This window comes from Curtobacterium sp. PhB25 (assembly GCF_004365375.1).
GTDB lineage: Bacteria > Actinomycetota > Actinomycetes > Actinomycetales > Microbacteriaceae > Curtobacterium.
The window spans coordinates 211,518-235,002 of sequence record NZ_SODR01000006.1 but is presented as its reverse complement, the minus strand read 5'-3'; the positions used below and the strand labels follow the sequence as shown (position 1 = coordinate 235,002).

Annotated in this window: 24 protein-coding genes and 1 tRNA gene; 12 read left to right on the top strand and 13 right to left on the bottom strand. The window is 70.5% G+C overall.

Going from position 1 to position 23,485, the window contains the following annotated elements; all coding sequences use genetic code 11:
• Nucleotides 1–28: 28 nt before the first annotated feature.
• The 5 genes from EDF51_RS13725 to galU form a co-directional block, all read right to left on the bottom strand.
• Nucleotides 29–571 (bottom strand): hypothetical protein, encoded by a 543-nt coding sequence (locus EDF51_RS13725; protein ID WP_243837128.1) that lies wholly within the window; start codon nucleotides 569–571, stop codon nucleotides 29–31.
• A 481-nt stretch (nucleotides 572–1,052) separates the two neighbouring features.
• Nucleotides 1,053–1,128, bottom strand: a tRNA-Ala gene (locus EDF51_RS13720).
• A 73-nt stretch (nucleotides 1,129–1,201) separates the two neighbouring features.
• Nucleotides 1,202–2,293, bottom strand: coding sequence for a hypothetical protein (locus EDF51_RS13715; RefSeq protein WP_131877389.1), 1,092 nt, complete (start codon nucleotides 2,291–2,293; stop codon nucleotides 1,202–1,204).
• A 99-nt stretch (nucleotides 2,294–2,392) separates the two neighbouring features.
• Nucleotides 2,393–3,052, bottom strand: coding sequence for a GNAT family protein (locus tag EDF51_RS13710; protein ID WP_111086296.1), 660 nt, complete (start codon nucleotides 3,050–3,052; stop codon nucleotides 2,393–2,395).
• 87 nt (nucleotides 3,053–3,139) lie between these two features.
• Nucleotides 3,140–4,030, bottom strand: coding sequence for a UTP--glucose-1-phosphate uridylyltransferase GalU (gene galU / locus EDF51_RS13705; protein WP_111086297.1), 891 nt, complete (start codon nucleotides 4,028–4,030; stop codon nucleotides 3,140–3,142).
• 115 nt (nucleotides 4,031–4,145) lie between these two features.
• Here galU and EDF51_RS13700 point away from each other — a divergent pair, with 115 nt between their 5' ends.
• From EDF51_RS13700 to mscL, 3 genes are all read left to right on the top strand, one after another.
• Nucleotides 4,146–4,730 (top strand): 5-formyltetrahydrofolate cyclo-ligase, encoded by a 585-nt coding sequence (locus EDF51_RS13700; RefSeq protein WP_134195314.1) that lies wholly within the window; start codon nucleotides 4,146–4,148, stop codon nucleotides 4,728–4,730.
• A 1-nt stretch (nucleotide 4,731) separates the two neighbouring features.
• Nucleotides 4,732–5,016 carry an FmdB family zinc ribbon protein gene (locus EDF51_RS13695; RefSeq protein ID WP_133938860.1) on the top strand — a complete coding sequence of 95 codons (285 nt, stop codon included), beginning with the start codon at nucleotides 4,732–4,734 and terminating at the stop codon, nucleotides 5,014–5,016.
• A 71-nt stretch (nucleotides 5,017–5,087) separates the two neighbouring features.
• The gene (gene mscL / locus EDF51_RS13690; protein ID WP_133938858.1) at nucleotides 5,088–5,588 is read left to right on the top strand and encodes a large conductance mechanosensitive channel protein MscL; all 501 of its coding nucleotides are present in this window, start codon (nucleotides 5,088–5,090) and stop codon (nucleotides 5,586–5,588) included.
• Between the two features lie 141 nt (nucleotides 5,589–5,729).
• Here the strand turns inward: mscL and EDF51_RS13685 are convergent, their stop codons facing one another.
• Both EDF51_RS13685 and EDF51_RS13680 read right to left on the bottom strand, forming a co-directional pair.
• Entirely contained in the window at nucleotides 5,730–6,314 is a 585-nt protein-coding gene (locus EDF51_RS13685; protein WP_134195312.1) for a CDP-alcohol phosphatidyltransferase family protein, read from the bottom strand.
• Between the two features lie 314 nt (nucleotides 6,315–6,628).
• Nucleotides 6,629–10,501 carry an ATP-binding protein gene (locus EDF51_RS13680; protein ID WP_131846099.1) on the bottom strand — a complete coding sequence of 1,291 codons (3,873 nt, stop codon included), beginning with the start codon at nucleotides 10,499–10,501 and terminating at the stop codon, nucleotides 6,629–6,631.
• 141 nt (nucleotides 10,502–10,642) lie between these two features.
• Between EDF51_RS13680 and EDF51_RS13675 the strand changes: the two genes are divergently transcribed.
• The 4 genes from EDF51_RS13675 to EDF51_RS13660 all read left to right on the top strand — a co-directional run bounded on the left by EDF51_RS13675 (nucleotide 10,643) and on the right by EDF51_RS13660 (nucleotide 14,373).
• Nucleotides 10,643–11,515 carry a CoA ester lyase gene (locus EDF51_RS13675; protein WP_111086303.1) on the top strand — a complete coding sequence of 291 codons (873 nt, stop codon included), beginning with the start codon at nucleotides 10,643–10,645 and terminating at the stop codon, nucleotides 11,513–11,515.
• A 10-nt stretch (nucleotides 11,516–11,525) separates the two neighbouring features.
• The gene (locus EDF51_RS13670) at nucleotides 11,526–11,993 is read left to right on the top strand and encodes a DUF6264 family protein (RefSeq protein ID WP_111086304.1); all 468 of its coding nucleotides are present in this window, start codon (nucleotides 11,526–11,528) and stop codon (nucleotides 11,991–11,993) included.
• 108 nt (nucleotides 11,994–12,101) lie between these two features.
• A complete protein-coding gene (locus EDF51_RS13665; protein WP_134195310.1) occupies nucleotides 12,102–13,349 on the top strand; it encodes an FAD-dependent oxidoreductase in 1,248 nt (415 codons plus the stop codon).
• A 145-nt stretch (nucleotides 13,350–13,494) separates the two neighbouring features.
• Nucleotides 13,495–14,373: an aldo/keto reductase gene (locus EDF51_RS13660; protein ID WP_134195308.1), complete on the top strand. Its 879-nt coding sequence runs from the start codon at nucleotides 13,495–13,497 to the stop codon at nucleotides 14,371–14,373.
• 95 nt (nucleotides 14,374–14,468) lie between these two features.
• Here EDF51_RS13660 and EDF51_RS13655 read toward each other — a convergent pair whose 3' ends face one another.
• Complete coding sequence (locus EDF51_RS13655; RefSeq protein WP_134195306.1) at nucleotides 14,469–14,954, bottom strand: hypothetical protein; 486 nt, start codon at nucleotides 14,952–14,954, stop codon at nucleotides 14,469–14,471.
• Nucleotides 14,954–15,364 (bottom strand): hypothetical protein, encoded by a 411-nt coding sequence (locus EDF51_RS13650; protein WP_123936814.1) that lies wholly within the window; start codon nucleotides 15,362–15,364, stop codon nucleotides 14,954–14,956. Before EDF51_RS13650 ends, EDF51_RS13655 begins: the two co-directional genes overlap by 1 nt.
• A 114-nt stretch (nucleotides 15,365–15,478) precedes the next feature.
• Here EDF51_RS13650 and EDF51_RS13645 point away from each other — a divergent pair, with 114 nt between their 5' ends.
• On the top strand, nucleotides 15,479–16,444 hold the full coding sequence (locus tag EDF51_RS13645) for an NAD(P)H-quinone oxidoreductase (protein WP_131921880.1): 966 nt from the start codon (nucleotides 15,479–15,481) through the stop codon (nucleotides 16,442–16,444).
• Here EDF51_RS13645 and EDF51_RS13640 read toward each other — a convergent pair.
• Nucleotides 16,441–17,100, bottom strand: a complete 660-nt coding sequence (locus tag EDF51_RS13640) for a TetR/AcrR family transcriptional regulator (RefSeq protein WP_134195304.1) — start codon at nucleotides 17,098–17,100, stop codon at nucleotides 16,441–16,443. The genes EDF51_RS13645 and EDF51_RS13640 overlap by 4 nt on opposite strands.
• 76 nt (nucleotides 17,101–17,176) lie before the next feature.
• On the opposite strand from EDF51_RS13640, the gene EDF51_RS13635 reads away from it, so the two are divergent.
• Nucleotides 17,177–18,628, top strand: coding sequence for a DHA2 family efflux MFS transporter permease subunit (locus tag EDF51_RS13635; protein WP_134195302.1), 1,452 nt, complete (start codon nucleotides 17,177–17,179; stop codon nucleotides 18,626–18,628).
• A gap of 66 nt (nucleotides 18,629–18,694) precedes the next feature.
• Here EDF51_RS13635 and EDF51_RS13630 read toward each other — a convergent pair whose 3' ends face one another.
• The 3 genes from EDF51_RS13630 to EDF51_RS13620 are packed head-to-tail and all read right to left on the bottom strand — an operon-like array spanning nucleotide 18,695 to nucleotide 21,172.
• Complete coding sequence (locus EDF51_RS13630; protein WP_123936818.1) at nucleotides 18,695–19,471, bottom strand: amino acid ABC transporter ATP-binding protein; 777 nt, start codon at nucleotides 19,469–19,471, stop codon at nucleotides 18,695–18,697.
• A complete protein-coding gene (locus EDF51_RS13625) occupies nucleotides 19,468–20,346 on the bottom strand; it encodes an amino acid ABC transporter permease (RefSeq protein WP_131877411.1) in 879 nt (292 codons plus the stop codon). The genes EDF51_RS13630 and EDF51_RS13625 overlap by 4 nt, the downstream gene beginning before the upstream one ends.
• A 4-nt stretch (nucleotides 20,347–20,350) precedes the next feature.
• Entirely contained in the window at nucleotides 20,351–21,172 is an 822-nt protein-coding gene (locus EDF51_RS13620; RefSeq protein WP_123293348.1) for an ABC transporter substrate-binding protein, read from the bottom strand.
• Nucleotides 21,173–21,637: 465 nt separating this feature from the next.
• On the opposite strand from EDF51_RS13620, the gene EDF51_RS13615 reads away from it, so the two are divergent.
• The 3 genes from EDF51_RS13615 to EDF51_RS13605 all read left to right on the top strand — a co-directional run bounded on the left by EDF51_RS13615 (nucleotide 21,638) and on the right by EDF51_RS13605 (nucleotide 23,477).
• Nucleotides 21,638–22,129, top strand: a complete 492-nt coding sequence (locus EDF51_RS13615; RefSeq protein WP_131877413.1) for a hypothetical protein — start codon at nucleotides 21,638–21,640, stop codon at nucleotides 22,127–22,129.
• A 152-nt stretch (nucleotides 22,130–22,281) separates the two neighbouring features.
• Nucleotides 22,282–22,905, top strand: coding sequence for a hypothetical protein (locus EDF51_RS13610; protein WP_123312092.1), 624 nt, complete (start codon nucleotides 22,282–22,284; stop codon nucleotides 22,903–22,905).
• Nucleotides 22,902–23,477: a hypothetical protein gene (locus EDF51_RS13605; protein ID WP_123312089.1), complete on the top strand. Its 576-nt coding sequence runs from the start codon at nucleotides 22,902–22,904 to the stop codon at nucleotides 23,475–23,477. Before EDF51_RS13610 ends, EDF51_RS13605 begins: the two co-directional genes overlap by 4 nt.
• Nucleotides 23,478–23,485: the final 8 nt, after the last annotated feature.

The window sequence follows — 23,485 nt, the reverse complement described above, 5'->3', positions numbered from 1 at the left end:
GGATCGTCGCGAACCGCGTGCGGCCTCGTCAGGAGCAGGAGACGTTTCGGTCAATCGTGGCTGAGCCGTACCGCACCTCGACCTGCACCATCGCGATCTTGCCGCCGGGCAGCGGCGCGCCAGAGCATGCCTTTCGCGCCTTCGTGACGGTGCTCTTGCCGAGGGCAATCCAGTTCGATCGTCCGTAGAGCGGGCTGTTCGACTTGACCGGACCTGCGATGGTCTTCCACTGCGAGACCGTCGAGTACAGGCCGATCGTCCGGACCCCACCGGCCTTGAGTCCAGTGATCATGCCCTGCATCGCAGCGCGGTTCTGCGCAGTGTTCGACTGGTAGGACAGCCCAGTCTCGACGTCCAGCCACCATCGGTAGGCGGCCGGGCGCCCGGCACCACGGATGGTGACGTCGTCGTACGCCCTCGCGTACCCGTACATGTACGAGCACGCCAGGGTGAGCTGCTTCTTACCGCCCTTGGTCGCGCACCTTCCGAACGGGTTCGACGGCGTCTTGCCGCGGTAGGCGTTCGACGTCGGCCAGACCTTCGCCTTGAGTCCCGGGTTGGCGAACAACACGTACAGCTGTGTCTTGGGCTGAGTCGATCCGCCTACGGACTGTGCAGCCCAGCGAAGCTGTTCGGCGAGGCACGGGTTCGTTGAGTCACCGAGGGAGCCGTTCACCCCGACGATGGCGAAAGCTTGACCCGTCGGCACCTGAGCGCCGCACTGCGGCCAGGAGATGTCGACGCCCAGCGGCGTGACAGCGGCAGAAGCCCCCGAAGCCGGCCCTGCCACTGCGAGGCCCGCAGCCACGACGACGGCGGCCGAGATGGTCGCGACAAGACGACTGAGACGGTTCATGTTCTCCCCCTGACTGGACCTGCGCGTGGGCGGGCCGCGCCCCGTCGACGCACCGTGAGTCTAGAACGATGCGCTCAGCAACACACCACCCCTGTTCGCGAACTGTGCACGACGACACAGTGACGCGAGCCTGTGGAACTCACCGAACGCAGAACGGCCCGGAACCTGTCGGTTCCGGGCCGTTTCGGCATTGCCTTGGTGGAGCTAAGGGGATTCGAACCCCTGACCTTCTCATTGCGAACGAGACGCGCTACCAACTGCGCCATAGCCCCAAGTGCTCGACCACACTAGCACCACCGTTCGGCCGATCCGAAATCGTGGACAGCCGGTCGGGCGAGCCGCGACTCAGACCGCGCGGCGCCGACGCATGATCGCGTCGAGGTCGGCCTGCTGGTACGCGTCGTCGTCCAGGACACCCATGCCGGCCCACTTGCTCGGCGGACCCGTCGGCGTGGTCGGCTCGTCCGGCGTCTCCGCGACGAGCTCCGGTACTGCGGGAGCACGGAGCCCCAGCCGCTCGGCGAGACGCCCCTGGTCGTGGGCGGACAGCGACGCGGCAGCGTCCTCGAGCTCGGGCCGCATGCGTGACACCCGGGCGAGCGACGGGTCGGCCTCGCCCGCTCGGATGGCGGCGGCTTCGGCATCCGCCTCCGCCTTGGCCTCGGCGACGCGCTCCTTGAGTCGCGCAGCGAGCTCGGCGGACGACTCCGGTGAGGCAGCGGGCGCTGTCGGTCGCTCCACGTACAGCGGCTTCGGCACCCGGTTCGGGGTCCAGCTGCGGTCCTGCGCGGGTTCTGCGGACTGCTCGGTCGTCAGCGGCGGTGCCGGGTCCGTCCACGTGCTCGCAGGCCGGGAGGCACGGGTCGCGCCCGCCTCGGCCGCCGCGACACGGGTCTTCCGTGCCGTCGCCACCTGGTGCAGCTGGGCAAGGACGGCTGCGGACCCACCCGCGGCGAGGAGCCCGGCGACACCGACGAGCCACAGGGCGGGTGCTGCGACGAAGACGACGAGCGCGACGACGACGCCGAGCGTGCCGAACAGGGTGGCTCCGAGCCGGGAGCGTCGCATGCGCAGCGCGGTCAGTGCGGGCACCGACGACGCACGCTCGAGGACGGGAGCCTGCTCCGCGAGCCGACGGGTGATCTCGCGCTGACGTGCGGCCTCGTGGGCGCGGACGATCGCGGTGCGCTTGGCCTCTTCGGACCGGGCGACGCGCTGCGCCTCGGCCAGGGACTTCGCGTTCATCTCGACACGGACCTCGTCGGGCAGTTCAGCGGTCTGCGCCAGGATCCGCAGGGTCTGCTGCAGTCGGATCGCGTTGCGTTCGGTGGCCAGGTACTGGCGTCGGGCAGCCCACGACGGCATCAGGTAGACGAGCCAGAGGACGGCCGCGACGAGCAGGACGATGCCGCCACCCCACGAGCCGATTCCTGCCATGGGGACACGGTAGGGGCGGGGGTATCCCCGTCGCGTGATTGCGGAACGCGTGTTGCGCGTGTCGCGGCGGAATCCGTGGGACGTGCCACGGGCCTCCCGTCAGAGACGCGGCGTGGTGGTGATCGGCAGCGCCGCTTCGTCACGGGCCGCGAGCGGCACGGCACCGAGGCCGGGCGGCACCTGCCCGCGGACCCAGCGCTCGAGGACGCCCTCGCGGACCTCTTCGGCGACGAGCGCGAAGCAGAAGTGGTCGCGCCAGTCTCCGTTGATGTGGATGTACCGGCGGCGCAGCCCTTCGTACCGGAAGCCCAGCTTCTCGACGACGCGCAGCGACGGGGCGTTCTCGGGTCGGATGCAGATCTCGATGCGGTGCACGCCGACCGCGCGGAAGCAGTGGTCGACGGCCAGGGCGACCGAGATCGGGGTCACGTTGTGTCCGGCGGCGTCCTCGACGACCCAGTAGCCGATCGAGGCGCTGGCCAGGGATCCGTAGGTGATGCCGGAGACGTTCAGCTGCCCGACGAACCGGCCGTCGAGTTCCATCGCGAACGGCAGTCCGAGTCCCGCGCGGGCGTTGGCCTGGAGCGCGCGGATGCTGCCGCGGACGTCGGTGGAGACGTGTCCTGAGGGGTTCGTGGCCTCCCAAGTGCGGAGCCACGAACGGTTCGACGCGAGCGCGAGGTCGAGGTCGCGCGTGTCACGGAGCCGGAGGGGCCGGATGGTGACCCGCCCGTGGGACAGGGTCGGGATCGTCGTCATCGCTTGGTTCCTCCGGGATCCCGCCGCTGTGCGGGACGGGGTGTCCCGCCCGGGTCCGTGTGCACGGTCCCGGGCGGGATGGCCGACTCATTCGCCCGCGTTGAACTCCTTCAGCCACGACTTGAGGTCGGGGCCGAGGTCTTCGCGGTCCGAGGCGAGCTGCACGATCGCCTTGATGTAGTCGAGTTTGTCACCGGTGTCGTACCGGCGTCCACGGAACACGACGCCGTACACGCCGCCGGTCCACTCCTCGGCGCTCGCCATCTTCATGAGCGCGTCGGTGAGCTGGATCTCGCCGCCCTTGCCGGGCTCCTGCTTCTCGAGGACGTCGAAGACCTCGGGGCGGATGACGTAGCGGCCGATGATGGCCAGGTTCGAGGGCGCCTCGCCCTGCGGGGGCTTCTCGACGAGCCCGGTGATCTTCACGACGTCGTCGGTGTCGGTCGGCTCGACCGTGGCGATGCCGTACAGGTGGGTCTGCGACTCGGGGACCTCGAGCAGCGCCACGATCGTGGCGTTCTTCTCGCCCTGGACCTCGATCATGCGCTTGAGCAGCGGGTCGCGGGCGTCGATGATGTCGTCGCCGAGGAGCACGGCGAACGGCTCGCGGCCGACGTGCATCTTCGCGCGGAGCACCGCGTGGCCGAGGCCGAGCGGGTCGCCCTGACGCACGTAGTGCATGTCGGCGAGGTCCGTCGACTGGTTGACCTTCTGCAGCTTCTCGTGGTCACCCTTCTTCTTCAGGGTCTCCTCGAGCTCCGACACGTGGTCGAAGTGGTTCTCGAGTGCGTTCTTGTTGCGGCCCGTGATCATCAGGACGTCGGTGAGTCCTGCGTCGACAGCCTCTTCCACCACGTACTGGATGGCTGGCTTGTCGACGACGGGGAGCATCTCCTTCGGCATCGCCTTGGTCGCGGGGAGGAAGCGAGTGCCCAGCCCTGCCGCTGGGATCACCGCCTTGGAAATCTGGAAGCCCATGCCCCAGACCGTATCCGATCCGGGTTTCCGGGGCATGTCATCGCTACTGGGGACACGGCATCAGCGCGTTTCCCGGCGGGAAGCCGCAACGGATGCGCTCGGTAGACTCCTGCGCATGATCGCTGATCTCGGGAACGAGAAGCGCGCCCTGCGAGCCGAACTCCGGCAGCGGCGGCGCACCCGGACCACGACGGAACGCGACGCGGACACCGCGGCGCTCACCGCGACCCTGCAGCGCTTCGCCGAGGAGCGCCAGGTCACCTCGTTGGCGCTCTACCTGTCGGCGTCGGACGAGCCGAACGTGCGGCCGTTCCTGAACTGGGCGTTCGCGCACGACATCCGGGTGCTCCTGCCGGTCACGCGCGAGGACGGCCTGCTCGACTGGGCGGTCGGCGACGGTGAGGGCGAGACCGAGGGAATCTTCGGCATGCCCGAGGTCGTCGGCGAGGTCCTGTCCCCGATCGCCATCAACGACGTCGACGCGATCCTCGCCCCCGCGGCTGCGGTCGGGCACGACGGCGTCCGGATGGGATGGGGTCGCGGCTACTACGACAAGACCCTCGGGTCCATGGCGAAGCGCCCGCCCGTCTATGCTGTGATCTTCGACGCGGAGTACCTCGACGAGGTCCCGCGCGAACCCCACGACGAACCCGTGGACGGCATCATCACGCCGTCGCGCATCATCACGTTCCGGAGCTGACGTGCCCACTTACTCGTACCGTTGCACCGAGTGCGACAACGCGTTCGACATCAAGCAGTCGTTCTCCGACGCCACCCTGACCGAGTGCCCGGTGTGCGGCGGTGTCCTGCGCAAGGTGTTCTCCCCCGTCGGCGTGACGTTCAACGGCGGCGGCTTCTACCGCACCGACTCCCGCCCGGCGCCGAAGTCCGAGAGCTCGTCGAGCACGCCGGCCAAGTCAGAGACGAAGTCCGCCCCGGCGAAGACCGAGTCGAAGCCGAGCACGCCGAAGCCCAGCGCCTCCTGACCACGAGCACTCCTCGCCGATAGGTTGATGGGGTCGCCGTCCGGCGACTGTCCTCGACCGGAAGGAGTCCCGTGAAGGGCTTCAAGGAGTTCCTGCTCCGCGGCAACGTCATCGACCTGGCCGTCGCAGTCGTCATCGGTGCTGCGTTCACCGCGATCGTCACCGCGATCGTCACCAGCCTCATCAACCCCCTGATCGGCGCGGTCTTCAACGCGTCGAGCCTCGACAAGGCGCTCGTCGTCCACATCCCGACGGTCTCCGGCGGGGACGCGAAGATCCTGTTCGGCGCGATCATCGGCGCGGTGCTCAACTTCGTCATCGTCGCCGCGGTCGTGTACTTCGCGCTCGTCGTGCCCGTGAACCACCTGAAGAAGGTGGCGTTCGAGCGCGTCAAGAACGACGAGGAGCAGACCCCGCAGGACGTGCCCCCGACGGACGTCGAGGTGCTGCTCGAGATCCGCGACCTGCTCCGCTCCCAGAACGGCGTCTCCACGAGCACGGGAACCGGCGCGCACATCGCCCCGAACACCGCTCCCGAGGGACCCGGCATCGGCGGCTCGACGAAGCTCTAGCAGGGTCGTCCCCGCCGAAAGCGCCGCGATCGCGCCCCTCCACGGCCATCGCGCCCCGACTCTTCGGGGCGCGATGCCCGTTCGGGGGCGCGATCGTGCGCTACCGGCCGCAGCCGGCGTCACGCTGCGGCAGGGGGCGCGTCAGGCGGCCGTGACCGCTCGCCGCTTGGCGAACATCGCCGTCGCGTACTGGATACCCGCCAGGACGTGGCCCACGGTGCCGAGGTAGACGAAGACCAGTGCGACGATCCGCACCCACGGCGCGTTCTCGTCGACGGCGTGCACGGCCGAGAACAGCAGCACCGGCAGGCCCACGAAGAGCAGCGCGGAGCGGATCTTGCCGGTCCACGTGACGTCGAGGTCCGGGTTGCCGTGGAACAGCACGCTCGACAGCACCACGAGCACCAGGTCGACGAGCACGACGACGGCGACGACCCACCACGGCAGCAGGCCGGTCAGCACGAGCGACAGCACGATCGCGATGATGGCGAGTCGGTCGGCGACGGGGTCGATCGCCTTGCCGAGCTTCGAGCCCTGGTCGAACTTGCGCGCGATGAAGCCGTCCGCCCAGTCGCTCACGCCGATGACGACGAGTGCGACCAACGCCCAGCCCGGGTGTCCGGCGACGACGAGCCACACGAAGACCGGGATCAGCAGCAGCCGGAACAGCGAGATCAGGTTCGGCCAGGTCTGCCAGTCGGGGCGCTCCCGCACGGTGTCAGTCATCGCAGGCCAGGCTACCTGCTACCAGTGGGGCGGGACGTCGCGCCGGAGCTGGTCGTCGTTCTCCCCGTCGCGGTGTCGCGCCGGTTCCGGCGGCGGCGCCGGGTCGTAGCCCGGCACCGCCTGGGTGGTGACGCGTCTGGGGCGCCGCACCGGGCCTCCCGACAGGTCGTCCGTGTCGCGTTCCGGAGACGCTGATCGGAGGGGAGGCGCGGCTGACGACGCGTCATCGGCCCGCGTCCACGTGCCCACCAGCTGGTCCGCCTCCGGCGTCACCGGACCGGCGGGCCGGGAGGCCCGCCGACTCGGCCGAGGAGTCATCGCCGGGCGGGGATCGGCGGGATCGAGATCTCCTGCGTGGCGCCGCGGTCGACACCGAGCACGGCGGCGACGGTGTTCGCGACGCGGTCCGGGTCGGAGAACAGCTGGAACGCGTGCACGCGGACGTAGTGCCATCCGAGTCGGCGCAGGACCTCCGGGCGGAGGCGGAGTGACTCGCGCAGCGATCCCTTGACCAGCGACGCGTCGGTCTCGATCGTGACGCAGACCCCGCCGTGCGCGGCCACCAGGCCGAGCTTGCCGCGGTGTCCGAGCGCGACCGGGATGCCGCGCATCTCGAGTCGGCGGGCCAGGTCGACGAGCAGCGGGTCGGAGTCGTCCGGCACGTACTCGGCGGTGGTGCGCGCACGCACCTCGGCCAGGATCTCGGCGAGGGCGACGGTGCCGTGGCCCATGCGCTCGGCCTCGATGTCGGACGGCTGGAAGCACGTCACGATCACCATCGAGCGGCGCGCACGGGTCATCGCGACCGCGAGCAACCGCTCGCCGCCGGGCTTGCCGAGCGGACCGAAGTCACGCAGGACGCGGCCGTGCGGGGTGCGGCCGTAGCCGATGGAGAACACGACGCGGTCGCGGCTCTGCGCCACCGACTGCTCGAGTGTCGCCACGATGAACGGCTCGGCGCGGTCGCCGATGACGAACTCGGTCAGGTCCTTGTGCCCCTGCGCCGCGGTCAGCACGGCCTGCTCGACGCGCACGGCGTGCTTCGCCGACGCGGTGATGACCATGAGCGACTCGGACGGGCGGGTACGGGCGTGGTCGATGACGAGGCGGACGACGCGGTCCACCTCGGCGTCGACGCTCTCGACGGCACCGGACTCGGGGTCCGGCACGGCCTTGCCGTCGCTGACGTAGTCGAGCGCGATCGACCCGTGCCCGAGGAACGACCCGGCCCACGGCAGCGACTCGATCTTGCCGCCGTAGAAGCGACGGTTCACGAGCTCGGCCAGGTCCTCGCCGCCGGCGCGGTACGACCGCGAGAGCGACAGGGTCGGCAGCAGCGTGGAGAGCTTCGCCAGTGCGGAGTCGGCGTGGAAGGCGTCGAGCGTGCCCTCGTCGACCTGCAGCGCACGGTGCTCGGGGTCGACGGCGATGCGGAACGGCGACGGCGTCTGCGTGACCGGGTCACCGAAGACGACGGTCTGGCGCGCACGGCGGACGGCTCCGACGGTCTCGGCGATGGTCACGGCGCCGGCGTCGACCAGGATCACGGTGTCGAACGGCATCGTGTCGGCGATCTGGGAGACCTCGTACGGGCTCGCGAGCCACACGGGCGCGATCGACCGGGACAGGTGCGGTGCGGAGTCCTGGAGCAGCCGCGAGGTGATCGCACCCTCGCGCAGCTGGGTCTTCAGCGCCGTGGCCTCTTCCGGCCAGTCGACGAGTCCGACCTTCCAGTTCTCGGCGAGCTGCCACGCCAGGCCCTGGGAGACGCCGGCCGCGTGGGCGTCGTCGACGAGGCGGAAGTCGGCCTCGACCCGGTCGAGCATGTCGGTGTTCGCGCCGAGCAGGGCCCGGTCGGACTCGAGCATCGTCTCGAGGGCGGACTGCCACCAGGCCAGCTCGAGCTCGGCCGGCACCTGCAGGTCCGGCACGTGCCGGTTCGCCAGGTCGGTGATGAGCGGCTCGAGCTGCAGGTCGCGCAGGGTCTGCATGAGCTCGGTGCGCTCCTGCAGGTTGTGCAGGACGTCGGACTCGGCCGCGAGCTCGGCGATGGTGGGGACGAGCTGGTCGACCGGGGTGTTCGCGAGCTGACGGTCGCGCTCGGTCCGGCCGAGCGGCTCGTCGAGGCGCGCGAGGTCCTCGGCGACGTTCGAGAACAGCACCTGCACGTCCGCGATGCCCGTGGGCACCTCGGGGTTCACGCCGGCGGCGACGTAGCGCTGCCAGAGCACGCGCTGCTGCTGCACCCGGGTCAGGGCCTCGTGCAGGTCGGAGACGTGCACGCCGGGGCGGACGTACTCACGAGCGAGCTTCTTCAGGCGACGACGGTTCGTCGACGACATCGGAGCGCCCTCGCCTCGCGGGGCGGTGGCGGCGACGAGCTCGGACACCGACCGGTCGAAGACCACCGGCAGGAAGCGGTCGAGGGTGTCACGGATCTCGGTCAGCAGGCGCAGGTAGATGCCGAGCTCGTTGATCGTCGTGAACTGGCGCATGTGCGTCGAGCTCACCAGGTCGTGCGCGCGGCGGAGCAACGTCGGCAGCCCGTCGGAGTCGAGGTCCTTCGCGATGCGGTGGGCGCGCTGGGCGCCGTCGCTGGTGGAGAACTTCGCGCCGTACCAGGGCGAGTCGTCGGGGCCGTAGCGGAACTCACCGAGGTTGGCCGCGCTGACCATCGTCTCGGCGACGCGCGAGCGCCCCTCGACCATGGACGCCACGGACTGCTTCGACAGCCGCGCGGTCGTCGACGGCGGGACCGGCAGGAGCGACAGGCGCGAGAGCTCGACCAGGCAGTCGAGCACCGAGACGCCGAAGTCGGCGTCCTTGCGCGTGAGCGAACCGCGGTAGTCCTTCAGCACCTTGCGGAGCCGGACCAGGGCGTCGTCGACCTCGCGCAGGTTCGGACGGGCCGCCTTCTCGTTCCGGGCGATGGCACGGACGACGTCACGGCGCAGGGTCGACGGTGTGACCGCGACGCCGGGCAGCTGGACCTCGCCGAAGCGCGCCGCGATGCCCCGCAGGGTCGCACGGCGCGGGCTCACCACGAGGACGCGCTTGTTCGCGGCGACCAGGCCGCCCAGGGCGTTCACGATCGTCTGGGTGCCGCCGGTGCCGGGCAGGGTCTTGACGACGATGGAGTTGCCGGCCGCGATCTGCGCGATCACGTTCTCCTGCTCGTCGTCGGCGTCGAGCAGCAGCGTGTCGGTCTCCGGGCTGCGCTCGTCCGACGGGGTCTGCTCGACCGGGTGGTACGACTGCTCGACCTGCCACTTGGCGCTCGGGTTGCCGGCCAGGGCGTCGAGCACAGGGTGGGACAGGTCGCCGGTGTCCTCGACCAGACCGGTCGCGACCTCGGCGAACGTGGAGACCACGAGCCGGGCGTGCACGGAGAAGCCGGGGATGTGCGCGGTCAGGCCACGCAGGCGGTCGATGACGGGGTTCGGGGTGAACGAGCCGTCCTGCTGCGCGAGCGCCACGAAGGACTGCGCGTCGAGGATGACGCCGAACTGCTCGTGCAGGGCGTCGGCGAGACCCGGGTTGAGCACGGGTTCGCCGAGGAGCCGGACCTCGAAGTCACGGCCGTGGCGGCGGATCGCCAGCGGGCGCAGGAGCACCGGGCCGCGGAACTGCTCGTCGCCGTGCTTCCAGTCGGCCATGCCGATGCCGAGCTTCACGGCGTCGATCCCGCGCACGGTGGCGAGCTCGGTGCCCTTCGCCTCGACCTGGCCGGCGGCGACGCGGGCCGCACGGAGCGCCACCTCGTCGCGGATCAGGCTGGACAGCAGGGTGGTCTTGCCGGTGATGAACTGCGCGAGGCCGCCCGGGTGCGTCGTCGACAGTTCGATGCGCGCGCGGGGGTGGTCGCTGAAGTGGGTCAGCGGGCTCGTTCCGCCGACGCCGGTGAGCTGGCCACGCCAGCCGTCCCACGTCGGTTCGGCCGCGTTGCCCGCCTGCAGCCGGGGATCGCCGAGGCTGATCGCCTGCGGGCTGGTCAGCTGCAGTTCCGGGCGGAGCGTGCGGTCCGGCTCGTCGTCGGTCCGGTCCTCGTCCACGTCCTGCTGCTCGTCTCGGTCGTCTCGCTCGTCGCGGTGGTCTCGCTGACCGCGGTCGTCTCGCTCGTCATCGGGGCGCTCGTGGGCACCCTCGACGGGGACGTCGTCGTTCACGTCGTCCTCACCGTCGGTCACCCTGTCCGCTCGCCACACATCCGACACTGTAGGCGGGAACGAGCGCCCTCTCTGGCAATGAACCGAGGTTTCGGGGTTTCCGGTGCACGGTGAAGCGCTCAGGGTCCGCGCCCGACCCGCCCGATGTGGTACCAACGGGGCATGGCCATCGACGACCGCACCACCCCGTCCGCCCCCACGCCGAACCGGCGTCGATCGGTCCCTGCCGAGATCTCCCGCTCGTGGCTGCTCGTCTCCGGCACCGCGACCGACCGGTTCGAGAAGTCCCAGCGGTCCCGCGCCGACCAGATCATCCTGGACATCGAGGACGCCGTCGACCCCGCCGCCAAGCCCTCGGCACGGCAGGGCGTCGCCGCGTGGCTGGCCGGAGGCGGCGAGGCCTGGGTCCGGATCAACGACGTCACGACCGACTTCTGGGCCGACGACGTCGAAGAACTCCGCGGCCTGCCCGGACTGCAGGGCGTGATGCTCGCGAAGACCGAGTCCCCGGCCCAGGTCACCGACACGTGGCACCGGCTCGGCGGCCAGACCCCGGTGATCGCCCTGGTCGAGTCGGCGCTCGGCATCGAGGAGTCCGTCTCGATCGCGCGGGCCCAGGGCGCGTTCCGGCTGGCGTTCGGCTCCGGCGACTACCGCCGCGACACCGGCACGAGCGCCGACACCCTGGCGATGGCGTACCCGCGGTCGAAGCTCGTCGTCGCCTCGCGCGTCGGCGACCTGCCCGGCCCGATCGACGGCCCGACGGTGGGGTCGTCGCACCCGATCTTGCGCGAGCAGTCCCAGGTCGCGGTGTCACTCGGCCTGACCGGCAAGCTCTGCCTGGACACCGAGCAGCTGCCCGTCATCAACGAGGTCATCTCCCCCACGCCGACCGACGTCGCCTGGGCGCAGGACTTCCTCGACGACTTCGAGGCCCGCGGCAAGGTCATCCGCGACGGTTCCGACCTGCCCCGCCTGGGTCGGGCGCAGAAGATCCAGCGGCTCGCACAGGCGTTCGGCGTGGAAGCGCGGTAGGACTGCTCCCATGACCTGGTCCAACGTCCCCGGCGGTCCGCCGCAGTCCTCGCCCGGCCCCCAGGACCCGCAGCGCGCGGCCTGGGAGCGCAGCGGCACCACGTTGTTCCCGCCGGCGAAGCTCGCCGACCGGATCTCCACCGTGCTGCTGCTGGCCTTCGGCGCCGTGATGACCATCGTCACCGCCGTCGTCGGCATCATCGCGGTCATCTCGGCGACCGCGACCTGCGATGCCTCCGCCGGGTGCTCACCCGGCGGGTACATCGGCGGCACGGCCATCGCCGTCGGCGGCGCGTTCGTGATCGGCGTCGCCACGATCGTGCTCGCGATCGGCGCGTGGATCCGTCGGAAGTCGTCGTGGTGGATCGCCGCGGTCGGCTTCGTGCTCGCGATCGCCGTCATCACGTGGGGCGGGGTCGTCTTCGCGAACGCCGCCGACGACGAGACCGCGTCGTCCTCGGTGTCCGCGAGCGCCTAGCGCCGTCGCGCACCACTTCTCCGACAGGACACGAGGTGATCACCTCGTGTCCTGTCGCGTCGTGCGTGCGCACAGTGCGCGGGTCCGACAGGGCGTAGCGTCCACGGCATGGTGACGGTGTCGCGGACGACGGTCGCGGTGGTCGGTGGTGGCCCCGCCGGGGTCGTCCTCGGTCTGCTGCTCGCCCGGGCCGGCATCGCGGTGCGCGTCATCGAGCAGCACGACGACTTCAACCGGGACTTCCGCGGCGACACCGTGCACGCCTCGACGATCCGGCTGCTCGACGAGCTCGGCCTCGGCGAGCGCTTCCGGGCCCTGCCGCAGTCACGGCTCGACGACTTCTCCCTGCCCATGCCCGACGGGTCACGGCTGCTGCTCGGCGACTTCTCGCGGCTCGCTCCTCCGTACGACCACGTGGCGATGGTGCCGCAGTGGGACCTGCTCGACCTGCTCGTGACCGCTGCCCGGCAGGAACCGTCGTTCGACATCGCGATGGGCCGCGCGGCGACCGGGCTCATCGAGGAGAACGGTGCGGTCACCGGGGTCCACCTCCGCCGGCGCGACGGCAGCGGCGAACCCGAGGAGCTCCGCGCCGACGTCGTGATCGCGTGCGACGGACGGAACTCGGTCCTGCGCCGGGCAGCAGGGCTCGTGCCACGGGCGTTCCCGGTGCCGTTCGACACCTGGTGGTTCCGGCTCCCCCGTCGGTCGGGCGACGCGGCGAGCGCCCTGACCCCCGCGTTCTCGGGCAACGACGTGCTGCTGAGCTTCCCGCGGCCCGACTACCACCAGGTCGCGTACTTCGCTCCGAAGGGCTCGGACGCGGCGCTGCGGGCTGAGGGGATCGACGCCTTCCGGGAGCGGGTGGCGCGGCTCCGTCCGGACTTCGCCGACCGGGTCGACGCGATCGGGTCGATGGACGACGTGCACGTGCTCGACGTCCGGATGGACCGGTTGCGGCGGTGGTGGCGGCCGGGGCTGCTGTGCATCGGCGACGCGGCGCACGCGATGTCGCCCGCGGGCGGGGTGGGGATCAACCTGGCGGTGCAGGACGCCGTGGCGACCGCGGGGATCCTGGTCCCGTCGTTGCGGCACGAGCTCCGAGGTGCAGGGCTGGACGGTGCGTTGGCCGCGGTGCAACGCCGCCGGAGGCCGCCGGCAGTGATCGTCCAGTCGGCGCAGGCCGTGCTGCACCGCGTCGTGTTCGAGCGGGCCTTCGCCGGACGACTGCAGGACGGGCCACCCCTGCTGCCCGTGCTGCTCGCCCGGTACGTGCCGCCGTCGCGGGGTCTCTACGCCCGGGGCATCGCGTTCGGGCCGCTGCCGGAGCACGCGCCGAGCTGGGCGCGGCGCTGAGCTGGGGACGTGCAGTGGACGGGACCGGACGGCGGACGGGAGGCGCGGGGCGGGGCCACCACGGGCCTCCCGGTCGGCGGGCGGTCACCGCCACTGCGCGACGCACCCTGTGCGCGACCGCGCACCCCCGGCGCATGCTGGGGCCATGAAGCAACGAGTCATCGGAGACGTGTCGGTCAGCGCCATCGGTCTGGGCGGGATGCCCATGTCGATCGAAGGGCGCCCCGACGAACGACAGTCCATCGCGACCATCCACGCCGCGCTCGAGAACGGTGTCACGCTCATCGACACCGCGGACGCGTACCACCTGGCCGCCCACGACGAGGTGGGGCACAACGAGGAGCTCATCACCCGGGCGGTCCGCGAGTTCCACGGCGACACCGAGTCGATCCTCATCGCCACGAAGGGCGGACACCTGCGACCGGAGGCCGGCGCCTGGGCGCAGAACGGCCACCCGGAGTACCTGAAGCAGGCGGCGAAAGCGTCGGCGAAGCGCCTCGGCGTCGAGGCGATCGGCCTGTACCAGTTCCACCGTCCGGACCCCGCGGTGCCCTACGCCGAGTCGGTCGGCGCGCTCGGCGAGCTGCTCGACGAGGGCGTCATCCGGATGGCCGGCATCTCGAACGCAGACCCCGACCAGATCCGGACGGCGAACGAGGTCCTCGACGGACGACTCGCCTCGGTGCAGAACCAGTTCTCGCCGAAGTTCCGGTCGAGCGAGCCGGAACTCGAGCTCTGCGACGAGCTCGGGATCGCGTTCCTGCCGTGGAGCCCGCTCGGTGGCATCGCGAACGCCGCCGACCTCGGCACCGCCTACGAGGACTTCGCGTACATCGCACGCGACCGTGGCGTGACCCCGCAGGTCATCGCGCTCGCGTGGGAGCTGCAGAAGAGCGACGTGGTCGTCCCGATCCCCGGGGCGTCGCGGCCGCAGTCGATCCTCAACTCGCTGACCGCACCGACCGTGAAGCTGCGGCCGGAGGACGTCGCCCGTCTGGACGCGTCGCAGCCGGCGGCCGTCTGAGTCGCCTTCGTCCTGCCGCTCCACGACGCGCGACGACGCCCCGCAGTTCCGGTCGGAGCTGCGGGGCGTCGTGGTGTCGGGGCCGGGTGTGGCGACTAGTTGCTCGGGCAGACCGCCGAGACCTCGTTGAGCGAGGACTGCACGTCGGTCTGGGCGTCCTTCGCCTCGGCGGAGTCGCTCGAGCCGCTGGAGGTGAGCGCCGAGGCGTACGCCTTCGCGTCCTCGGTGAAGTCCTCGAAGGCGTCGTGGACGTCGTCGTTGGTGACCTTCGGCAGTGCCGCGTCGAGACGGTCGGTGAACTCGCCGACGAGCTTCGCCCGCGCAGCGGGGTCCGCCGGTGCCGAGGAAGACGTCTGCTCGGCGATGAACGACTTGAGCTCGTTCTCGACCAGGGCGCACGCCTCGGCCTTCGTCTGCGCGGGAGCGGCGGCCGAGGTCTTCGACGGGGCGGACGTCTTCGACGTCTCCGTCGAGGCGCCGTCGTCGGACGAGCCGCCGTCGCTGGACGAGCCGCCGGAGCAGCCCGCCAGCAGCGCCACGGCGACGAGCGCCGTGGTCACCGCGGTGAGGGTGCGGCGCATCAGGAGTTGCACTCCTTCTGGAAGGCATTGCCGGCGTCCTGCACCTTGGTGCTGGACTTCGTGAGCGCCGAGACGTCCGCCGACTGCGGGTCCTTCGCGATGTCCTCGATCTGGTCGACGAGGTCGCCGTAGGCGTCCTCGAACGCCTCGCCCTTGTCCTGCAGGGCGTCGTCGGACAGGTCGTCGACGCCGTCGGAGATCTTCTCGTCGAGCTCCTTGAGCTTCGTGACGGCGGCGTCCGGGTCGGACTGCAGGTTCGCGGCTTCGGACTGCACGCCCTCGGCGGCGGACTTGACCGTCTTCTCGAACTGGGTGCACTGGTCGGCCTTCGACGGCCCGGTCGAGCAACCGGCGAGCAGGGTGAGCGCGAGGCCAGCGGTGGCGAGCGCGATGAACTTGTTCTTCGGCATGGTGGAGAGTCCCCCTCGATCGGTCCGCACTCCCCCGGATGAGGTGCAGATCCGTCATCGAGCGTACATGGGGCACTCACAGGATGACCGGCCGCCCGGCGTACCGTCGAGGGCATGCGCGCCATCACGTTCGACGACACCACCATGTCCGTGACCGACCTGCCCGACCCGGTGCCCGCCGCGGGCGAGGTGCTCATCGAGGTCGCCGCCGCCGGGGTGAACAACGCCGACCTGCAGCAGCGCGCGGGGAACTACCCGCCGCCGCCCGGAGCCTCGGAGATCCTCGGGCTCGAGGTCTCCGGCACCGTCCGGGCACTCGGCGACGGCGTGACCTCGGTGGCCGTCGGCGACCGCGTGTGCGCCCTGCTGTCCGGCGGCGGCTACGCCTCGCTCGTCGTGGCTCCCGCGACGCAGGTGCTGCCGGTCCCCGACGCGGTCGACCTGGTCGAGGCTGCCGGCCTGCCCGAAGCCGCCTGCACCGTGTACTCGAACATCGGCACGCTCGCCGGACTCCGCCCCGGGCAGACCCTGCTCGTGCACGGTGGCACCGGCGGCATGGGCTCGCACGCCGTCCTGTGGGCGAAGGCCCTCGGTGCCACGGTGATCGCGACGAGCGGCGGTGACCGCAAGGTCCAGGCGTCGCGTGACCTGGGTGCCGATCTGGTGGTCGACCACCGCACCGAGGACTTCGTCGAGCGCGTCCTCGCGTTCACGGACGGCGTCGGGGTCGACGTGGTGCTCGACGTCGTCGGACCGTCGTACCTGGCGCGGAACCTGCAGGCCCTCGCACCCAACGGGCACATCGCCGTCATCGCCTCGGGCAGCGGCAGCACCGCCGAGCTCGACCTCGGTGCGCTGATGCGGAAGCGGGCGTCGATCAGCGGGACGACCCTGCGCGCCCGGCCGCTCGCCGAGAAGGCCGCGATCGTCGCCGCCGTCCGTGAGCACGTCTGGCCCTTCGTCGCCGACGGCAGCGTCCGCCCGGTCATCGACACTGTCCTTCCGCTCGCCGAGGTCGAAGAGGCGCACCGGAAGGTCCGCGACGGCGAGGTCGTCGGGAAGGTGCTGCTGACGCTCTAGGCGCGTGGGCGGGCTGCGCCCGGGTGCCCTGCGCCCGGGTGCGCTGCGCCCGGGTCTGCCGCGCTCGGCCGCACCAGGTCGAGTACCTGCCCGCACTTCGCGCCGAACGTCGCACGGAGCAGGTCCGCCGCGTCGCGGTCCTCGTCGAACCGTGCGGGCATGTCGATCGCGAGCATGATCGCGAAGATCATCCCGCTGCCGAGGAAGCCCTGCACCTGGTCGTCCGGGATCCCCGCCTCGTCCCGCAGGAACCGGTAGATCTCGAGGAAGCCGTCGCGTGCGGCCGCACCGATCGCGGGCTCGGCACCGGAGACGAACCCCTGCAGCAGCACGGTGTGCAGGCCCTGCTCGGCAGCGAGGTCGACGAACTGCTCACCGATGACGTGCGCCGGCACGTCGTCCGGGCCGAGGGTCGTCAGGGTCTCGCGCCAGGCGTCGAGCAGGATGCCGAGGGTGTCGCGGAAGACCTCGAGGAACAGCGCTTCCTTCGACCCGAACATCCGGACGACGTACGGCTGGCTGATGCCCGCCGCCGAGGCGATCTGGTCGGTGGTGGTGCCGTGGTAGCCCTGGCGGCCGAACACCCCGCGTGCGGCTTCGAGGATCATCGCGCGACGCTGCGCTGCCGGCATCCGGACCGCTGTCTCCGTGCTCATGGTTGACAGGTTATCAGTCGATTACTACAGTCCGTCGAGACAAGTAATCATCGGATTACCAACGACTGGAGACACCATGTCCCGACGCATCCCCGTGTGGCTCGCGATCGCCGCCGCGTCCCTCCCGATGTTCATGGCGACGCTCGACAACCTCGTCGTCACCAGCGCACTCCCCGCCGTGCACGCCGACCTCGGCGCCTCGGTCGAGGAGCTGCAGTGGATCACCAACGCCTACACGCTCGCCTTCGCCGCCCTGATGCTGCTGGCCGTCGGCCTCGGCGACCGCATCGGCCGCCGCCACCTGTTCATCGCCGGCATCGGCGTCTTCACCGTCTCATCGGCCTTCGCCGCGATGAGCACCGACCCGACCGCCCTCATCGTCTGGCGCGCGGTCGAGGGGGCCGGCGCCGCGGCGATCATGCCCCTGTCGCTGACCCTGCTCGTCGGCAGCGTCCCGGACCGCCTGCGGACCGTGGGCATCGGCGTCTGGGGCGGCATCTCCGGCCTCGGCGTCGCGCTCGGCCCGCTCATCGGCGGAGCCGTCGTCGAGAGCTGGAGCTGGGAGGCGATCTTCTGGCTCAACGTTCCCGTCGGCGTGATCGCGATCCCGCTCGCCCTCTTCGCCCTGCCGAACACCCGTGGCGCCCGGGTCCGGACCGACGTCCTCGGCGTCGTGTTCGCGGGTCTCGGGGTGCTCGGCGTCGTGTTCGGCATCGTCCGCGGCAACGACGCGGGCTGGACGAGCACCGAGGTGCTGGTCGGCCTCATCGGTGGCGGCGCACTGCTCGTCGCGTTCGTCGTCCGCCAGGCCACGACGGCCGCACCGCTCCTGCCACTCCGGTTCTTCCGCGACCGCAGCTTCACCCTCGCCAACCTCGTCGCCATGACGTTCTCGTTCGGCGCGTTCGGGTCGGTCTTCATCCTGATCCAGTTCCTGCAGGTGGTGCAGGGCCGGTCACCGCTCGAGGCCGGCGTCTGGACGATGCCGTGGACGCTCGCGCCGATGGTCGTCGCGCCGCTCGCCGGGATCATCGCACCACGGGTCGGCACCCGGGTGCTCATCGCCGGCGGCATGGCGTTCCTGTCCGCCGGACTGTTCTGGATCGCCGCCACGATGTCCGCCGACGTCACCTTCACCGGCCTCCTGCCCGGCTTCCTGCTCGCCGGCATCGGTATGGGCGCCGTGTTCGGGCCGATCTCGACCGCCGTGCTCGCGCGGATGCCGCAGGACGACCACGCGAAGGCCTCCGGCGCGAACTCCACCCTGCGCGAGATCGGCGTCGCACTCGGCATCGCGGTGCTCACCGCCGTGTTCACCGGTGCCGGCGGCCAGCTCACGCCCACCGGCTACGTCGACGCGGCACAGCCCGCCGTGCTGGTCGGAGCGGCCGTCGTCGCGGCCTCGGCACTCGTCGCCGTGTTCCTGCCGGCAGGTCGCGGATCCCACGTCCCCGACGTGGTCGCCGATGACGACCTGGGCCCACGCCGCCGGTTCCGGGTCGACGCGCCAGCGGCGAGCCGGCCGTGACGGTGGGGAGAGGCCCGGCCCACGCCCGCCGTCCCGGCTCCCGTCGCGTAGTCGCCCGGTCTGGTCCTAGGCGTGGACGCGGGAGAGGAACTCGACCAGCGCCGGGTGCTGCGGGGCGTCGAGGACCTCGGCGGGGACGCCCTGCTCGACGACCTCGCCCCGGTGCAGGAACACGATCCGGTCGGCCACGTTCCGCGCGAAGTGCATCTCGTGCGTGGTCATCAGGATCGTCGACCCCTGCCGCTTCAGCTCGGTGACCAGGTCGAGCACCTCGCCGACGAGCTGGGGGTCGAGGGCGCTCGTGACCTCGTCGAGCAGCAGGAGCTCGGGGTCGGACGCGATCGCCCGGACGATGGCCACACGCTGCTGCTGGCCGCCGGAGAGCCGGTCCGGGTAGGCGTCGGCGAACTCCGCGAGCCCGATCCGTTCGAGCAGCCGACGCGCGGTCGCCTCGGCCTCGGCCCGGCCGACGCCGTGCACCTGCCGCGAAGCGAGTGTCACGTTGTCGAGCACGCGCATGTGCGGGAACAGGTTGAACTGCTGGAAGACCACGCCGATCCGCGCCCGGACGCCGTCGACCGCGACGCGGGGATCGGCGATGTCGGTACCCTGCAGCAGGATCTCGCCGTCGTCGATGCCCTCGAGCAGGTTCACCGTCTTGAGCAGGGTCGACTTGCCCGAGCCGGACGCCCCGATGACGCAGATGACCTCGTGGCGGTGCAGCGTCAGGTCGATGCCGCGCAGGACCTCGTGCTCGCCGAAGGCCTTGCGCAACCCGCGCAGCTCGAGGACCGCAGCGTCCGCACCCGACGCACCACGGGCCTCCTGGCCGACCTCGCTCATACGGTCCCTCCGATCTGCTCGCGCCGCTGCTGGCGGCGCGCGATCGCGTCCGTGACGCGGATCAGCGGCAGGCTGATCACCACGAACAGCAGCCCCGCGACGAAGTACGGCGTGAAGTTGTAGGTCTCCGCCTGCGCGATCTGCGCCGAACGGACCGCGTCGACCGCGCCGAGGATCGACACCAGGCCGACGTCCTTCTGCATCGAGACGAAGTCGTTCATCAGTGCCGGCGTGACCTTGCGGATCGCCTGCGGCAGCACCACGAGCCGCAGGGTCTTGGCGTGCGAGAGCCCGAGCGACCGGGCGGCCAGACGTTGCGAGGGGTGCACGGCCTCCATGCCGGCGCGCAGGACCTCGGCGATGTACGACGAGTACGTCAGGACGATCGCGATGGTGCCCCAGACCTCGGCGGGCAACCGCGGGAACACCCCGAGACCGGGGATCCCGTAGCCGACCAGGTAGAGCACGATGATGAGCGGCAGGCCGCGGAACAGGTCCGTGTAGCCGGTCGCGAGCATCCGCAGCGGGAAGAAGACCGGGTTCCGCAGCCCCCGCACCACTGCGAGCAGGGTGCCGAACACGGCGACGCCGATGGCGCTGAAGAACAGGATCCGGACGTTCAGCCAGAGGCCCAGCAGGATGTCCGGGAACGTGTCGATCGCTGTCTGCGGGTCGAAGAACGACTGCTGGACCGCTGCCCAGCCGGGGGTGTTCACGACGCCGAAGTAGGCGATCGCGATCACCACGAGCGTCGACACCACCGACACCACGATCGACCGGCGTCCGCGCTGCCGGCGGTAGAGCCGACGTTCGAGCTCGACCTGGCTCGGCGCGGCTGCGGCGACCGGGGTCCCGGCGCCTGCTGGCACGGTCATGCGGTTACTTCAGGACCGGGGTGTTGGTCTCCGAGGAGAGCCACTTGGTCTGCAGGTCCTCGAGCGTGCCGTCGTCCGTCAGCGACTTGAGTGCCTTGTCCACCTTGCTCGTGAGCTCCGAGCCCTTCGGCAGGACGAAACCGAACTGGTCGCCCTTGCCGTCCGACGGGAACTGCGCCGACACCGTGCCGTCGTCGAGCTGCGCTGCCGCCATGTAGAACGCCGTCGGCAGGTCGGTGACGATCGCGTCGATCTGGCCCGACTTCAGTGCGAGGACGGCGTCGTCGTTCGAGTTGAAGACCTGCGGGGTGATCCCGAGCACGCTCTTCACGCTCGCGATCGACGTGGACCCGGTGGCGACGCCGATGGCGTCCTTCTTGAGCGCGGCGATGCTCGTGTCGTCGACGGCCTTCGAGGTGCTGGTCGTCACCACGGCCTGCGTGGTCGTGTAGTACGCGCTCGACATGTCGACGGCCTTCTTGCGCTTCGCGTCGATCGAGAACTGCTGGACGTTGAGGTCCCAGTCCTTCGGGCCCGGTGCGATCGCGCTGTCGAAGGTGCTGCGCTTCCACACGACGTCGGACTTGGCGTAGCCCATCTCCTTCGCGACCGCGTAGGCGACGGCGGACTCGAAGCCCTTGCCGGACTCCGGCTTGTTGTCCTCGATCCACGGCGAGTACGCCGGCTCACCGGTGGCGACCGTCAGCTTGCCGTCGGTGACGGTGCCGTCTTCGTTGCTGCCGCTGCCGGCGGCGCACGACGTCAGGGCGAGGGCGGCGACCGCGGCTGTTGCGACGGCGAGGGTGAGGCGGAGGGATCGGGTCACGGTCGGGCCTTCGTGCGAGGGGGGTGGGGGCAGGTCGAAGTGTACTTCGCGGTGGGATACCAACGCGACTCCGGGCGCTCCTCGTGACCCGGTCTCGTGTCACACACCAGTCGACGGGTCGACGTCTGGCTGGTAATCTGGCGACGCGGGCTGAACCGAGCGCATGCTCGGCTGAGGTCTGAGATCAAGGGGCGTCCCAGCACGGGGCGCCCCCTTTCTGCGCTCTGGACCTCCTCCGCTCTGTCCCGCAGAACGACGGCGTCGTGCCGAGCGCACCAGGCGATCAGCCGAGATCTGCAGTCACAGCCGGTCGCGCATCAGCCTCCGATGCCAACCCAACGTCGACGACGCGGGAGGTCACGGCAACGACTTCCCGTCCGGCCAAGAGACGGGTTGCCTAGATCGCTGTCGCCGTGCAGTATGTGTGCATCCGGTAACACTTCACCGGCTACTCAAGGGTGAGAGATGACCAAGAAGAACACATTTTGTGCTGTACTCGTGTCGACCGCGGTCGCGGCTTCAGTGCTGGCACCCGCCGTCCCGGCACATGCAAGCGATGAACTCCTACGGGCCGCGATCCCGCCGCACGTCGTGGTCGATGGGAGCTTTGATCCCGACAGTGAGGTCGTAATGGTCGGCGACGGCCCCACGACCCAGTCCGGTAACTGTAAGGACCGCGCCTTCACGGTGCTACCGGTCATGGGCCAGTCCGTCAACGGCTGCAACGTGATCGGCTGGAACGCCGCAGCGCGGGCCCCGTACAAGTGGTACAAGCACATGGGTACCACCAACCCCTGCATCTGGGGCAAGGGGTTCAACTCCAAGCACGCACCCACCTGGACGGCGATCGGCTGTGGCTCGGGGCAGACGAAGACCGTTCCGTGGGGCAATGTTGCCGGCACCAAGAAGATGAAGGGGCTCACCGCGGTCGGCTGGGCCGGCGTGCAGTGGCAGTGACACGGCACAGCATGCGGCGACGCGGGCTCGGGGTCATCGCCTCGAGCTGCGTCGCCGCAGCTCTTCTGTCGGGTTGCGCATCCGGCGAACTTCGAGCGGCTCCTTCCGGCCCGGCGCCCCGGCCCGACGAGCCTGCGCTCGACGTGGCTTCGATGCAGTCGATCGCTGATCAGCTCCGCGATTCCGTGCCGTGCGACGACGCCGACGCGTTGCTCGATGACCTTGCCTTCTGGGACGCGATGCGGGGATTCGATTGCTTCAACGGTGGTGATGCAACGTTCGTCCGCGCCTACGCTCACACCGCGTCCGTTCCGCAGACGCTTGAGGACTGGGCCGACACGTTCAACGGGGAACGTGCCGTCGCTCGCGGTGAGAACTGGTACGTGATCGGACCACCTGCCATCGTCGCGGCGTTGGACGCTCCTCCAGACGCGCCGAAGATCGCCGGGGATGCCGGGTCCCCCACGAAGCTGACAGCGGAGCAGGACTACCTCACCACCTGCACGCAGTTCGTCGCGAGCGAGGGAGAGCGGTACGTGAACCATCCGAGTGGGCGCAACGAGACAGCGGCCCAGTACGACAGGTTGTTCCCGGCCGTCACTGCCGAAGTGCACGCAGCAGTCGACAGCCTCGGCAGGGACCGCATCCGCAAGGTCCCGGACACGGAGCGATGGGTAGCAGCGCTCTCACCGATCGGTCCTCGCCTCAAGGCGAAGTGCGCGACCGCGTACGAGAAGGTGGCCGCCACCGTGAGTCCAGTCGAGGGAAGCCCATGACGAGCACGTCCAGGCCTGCTTCGGAGCGCACCGCGGTCGCGACCACCGGAACGATCGCATCACTCAGCAGCACCGTCCTGTCCGTCGACAACCTGCTCGGCTTCGGTGGCTCCCACCTGTTCGGCTTCGGCGCGGCGGCGTTCTTCGTCGCGTTGGCCGTGCTCGGTGGATCGGCCTGCATGGTGTTCGCAGTGCGTGGACGTGATCTCGCACCCGGCGTCGCCGCCGCATCCGTGGCGGGGTTCGTCGTGACACAGTCGCCAGCTCTCGGCACCGATCTGTGGCTCCCGCTGTCGACCGCGTTGCACGCGCTCGTGCCGCTGGCGTTCGCGGCCTCCGCGCTCGTCACATGGAGCAGATCTCCGATGAAGGTGCTGCGCGTGGGGTCGTCGCTCACGGCGATCCTGGCGGTGTCGTGGGCGGTGGGCGGGTTCGTGCCGCTGTGGCTCGAGTTGTTCCTGGCCCTGCAGGCGGCAACGCTGCTCGCAACCACGGCCCTCATGGCCGGCCCGTTGCTTCCACGTGTTGCTGGCTTCGTGCGCAACATCTGGGACAACGCAGCAATCCGCTGACCAACCTT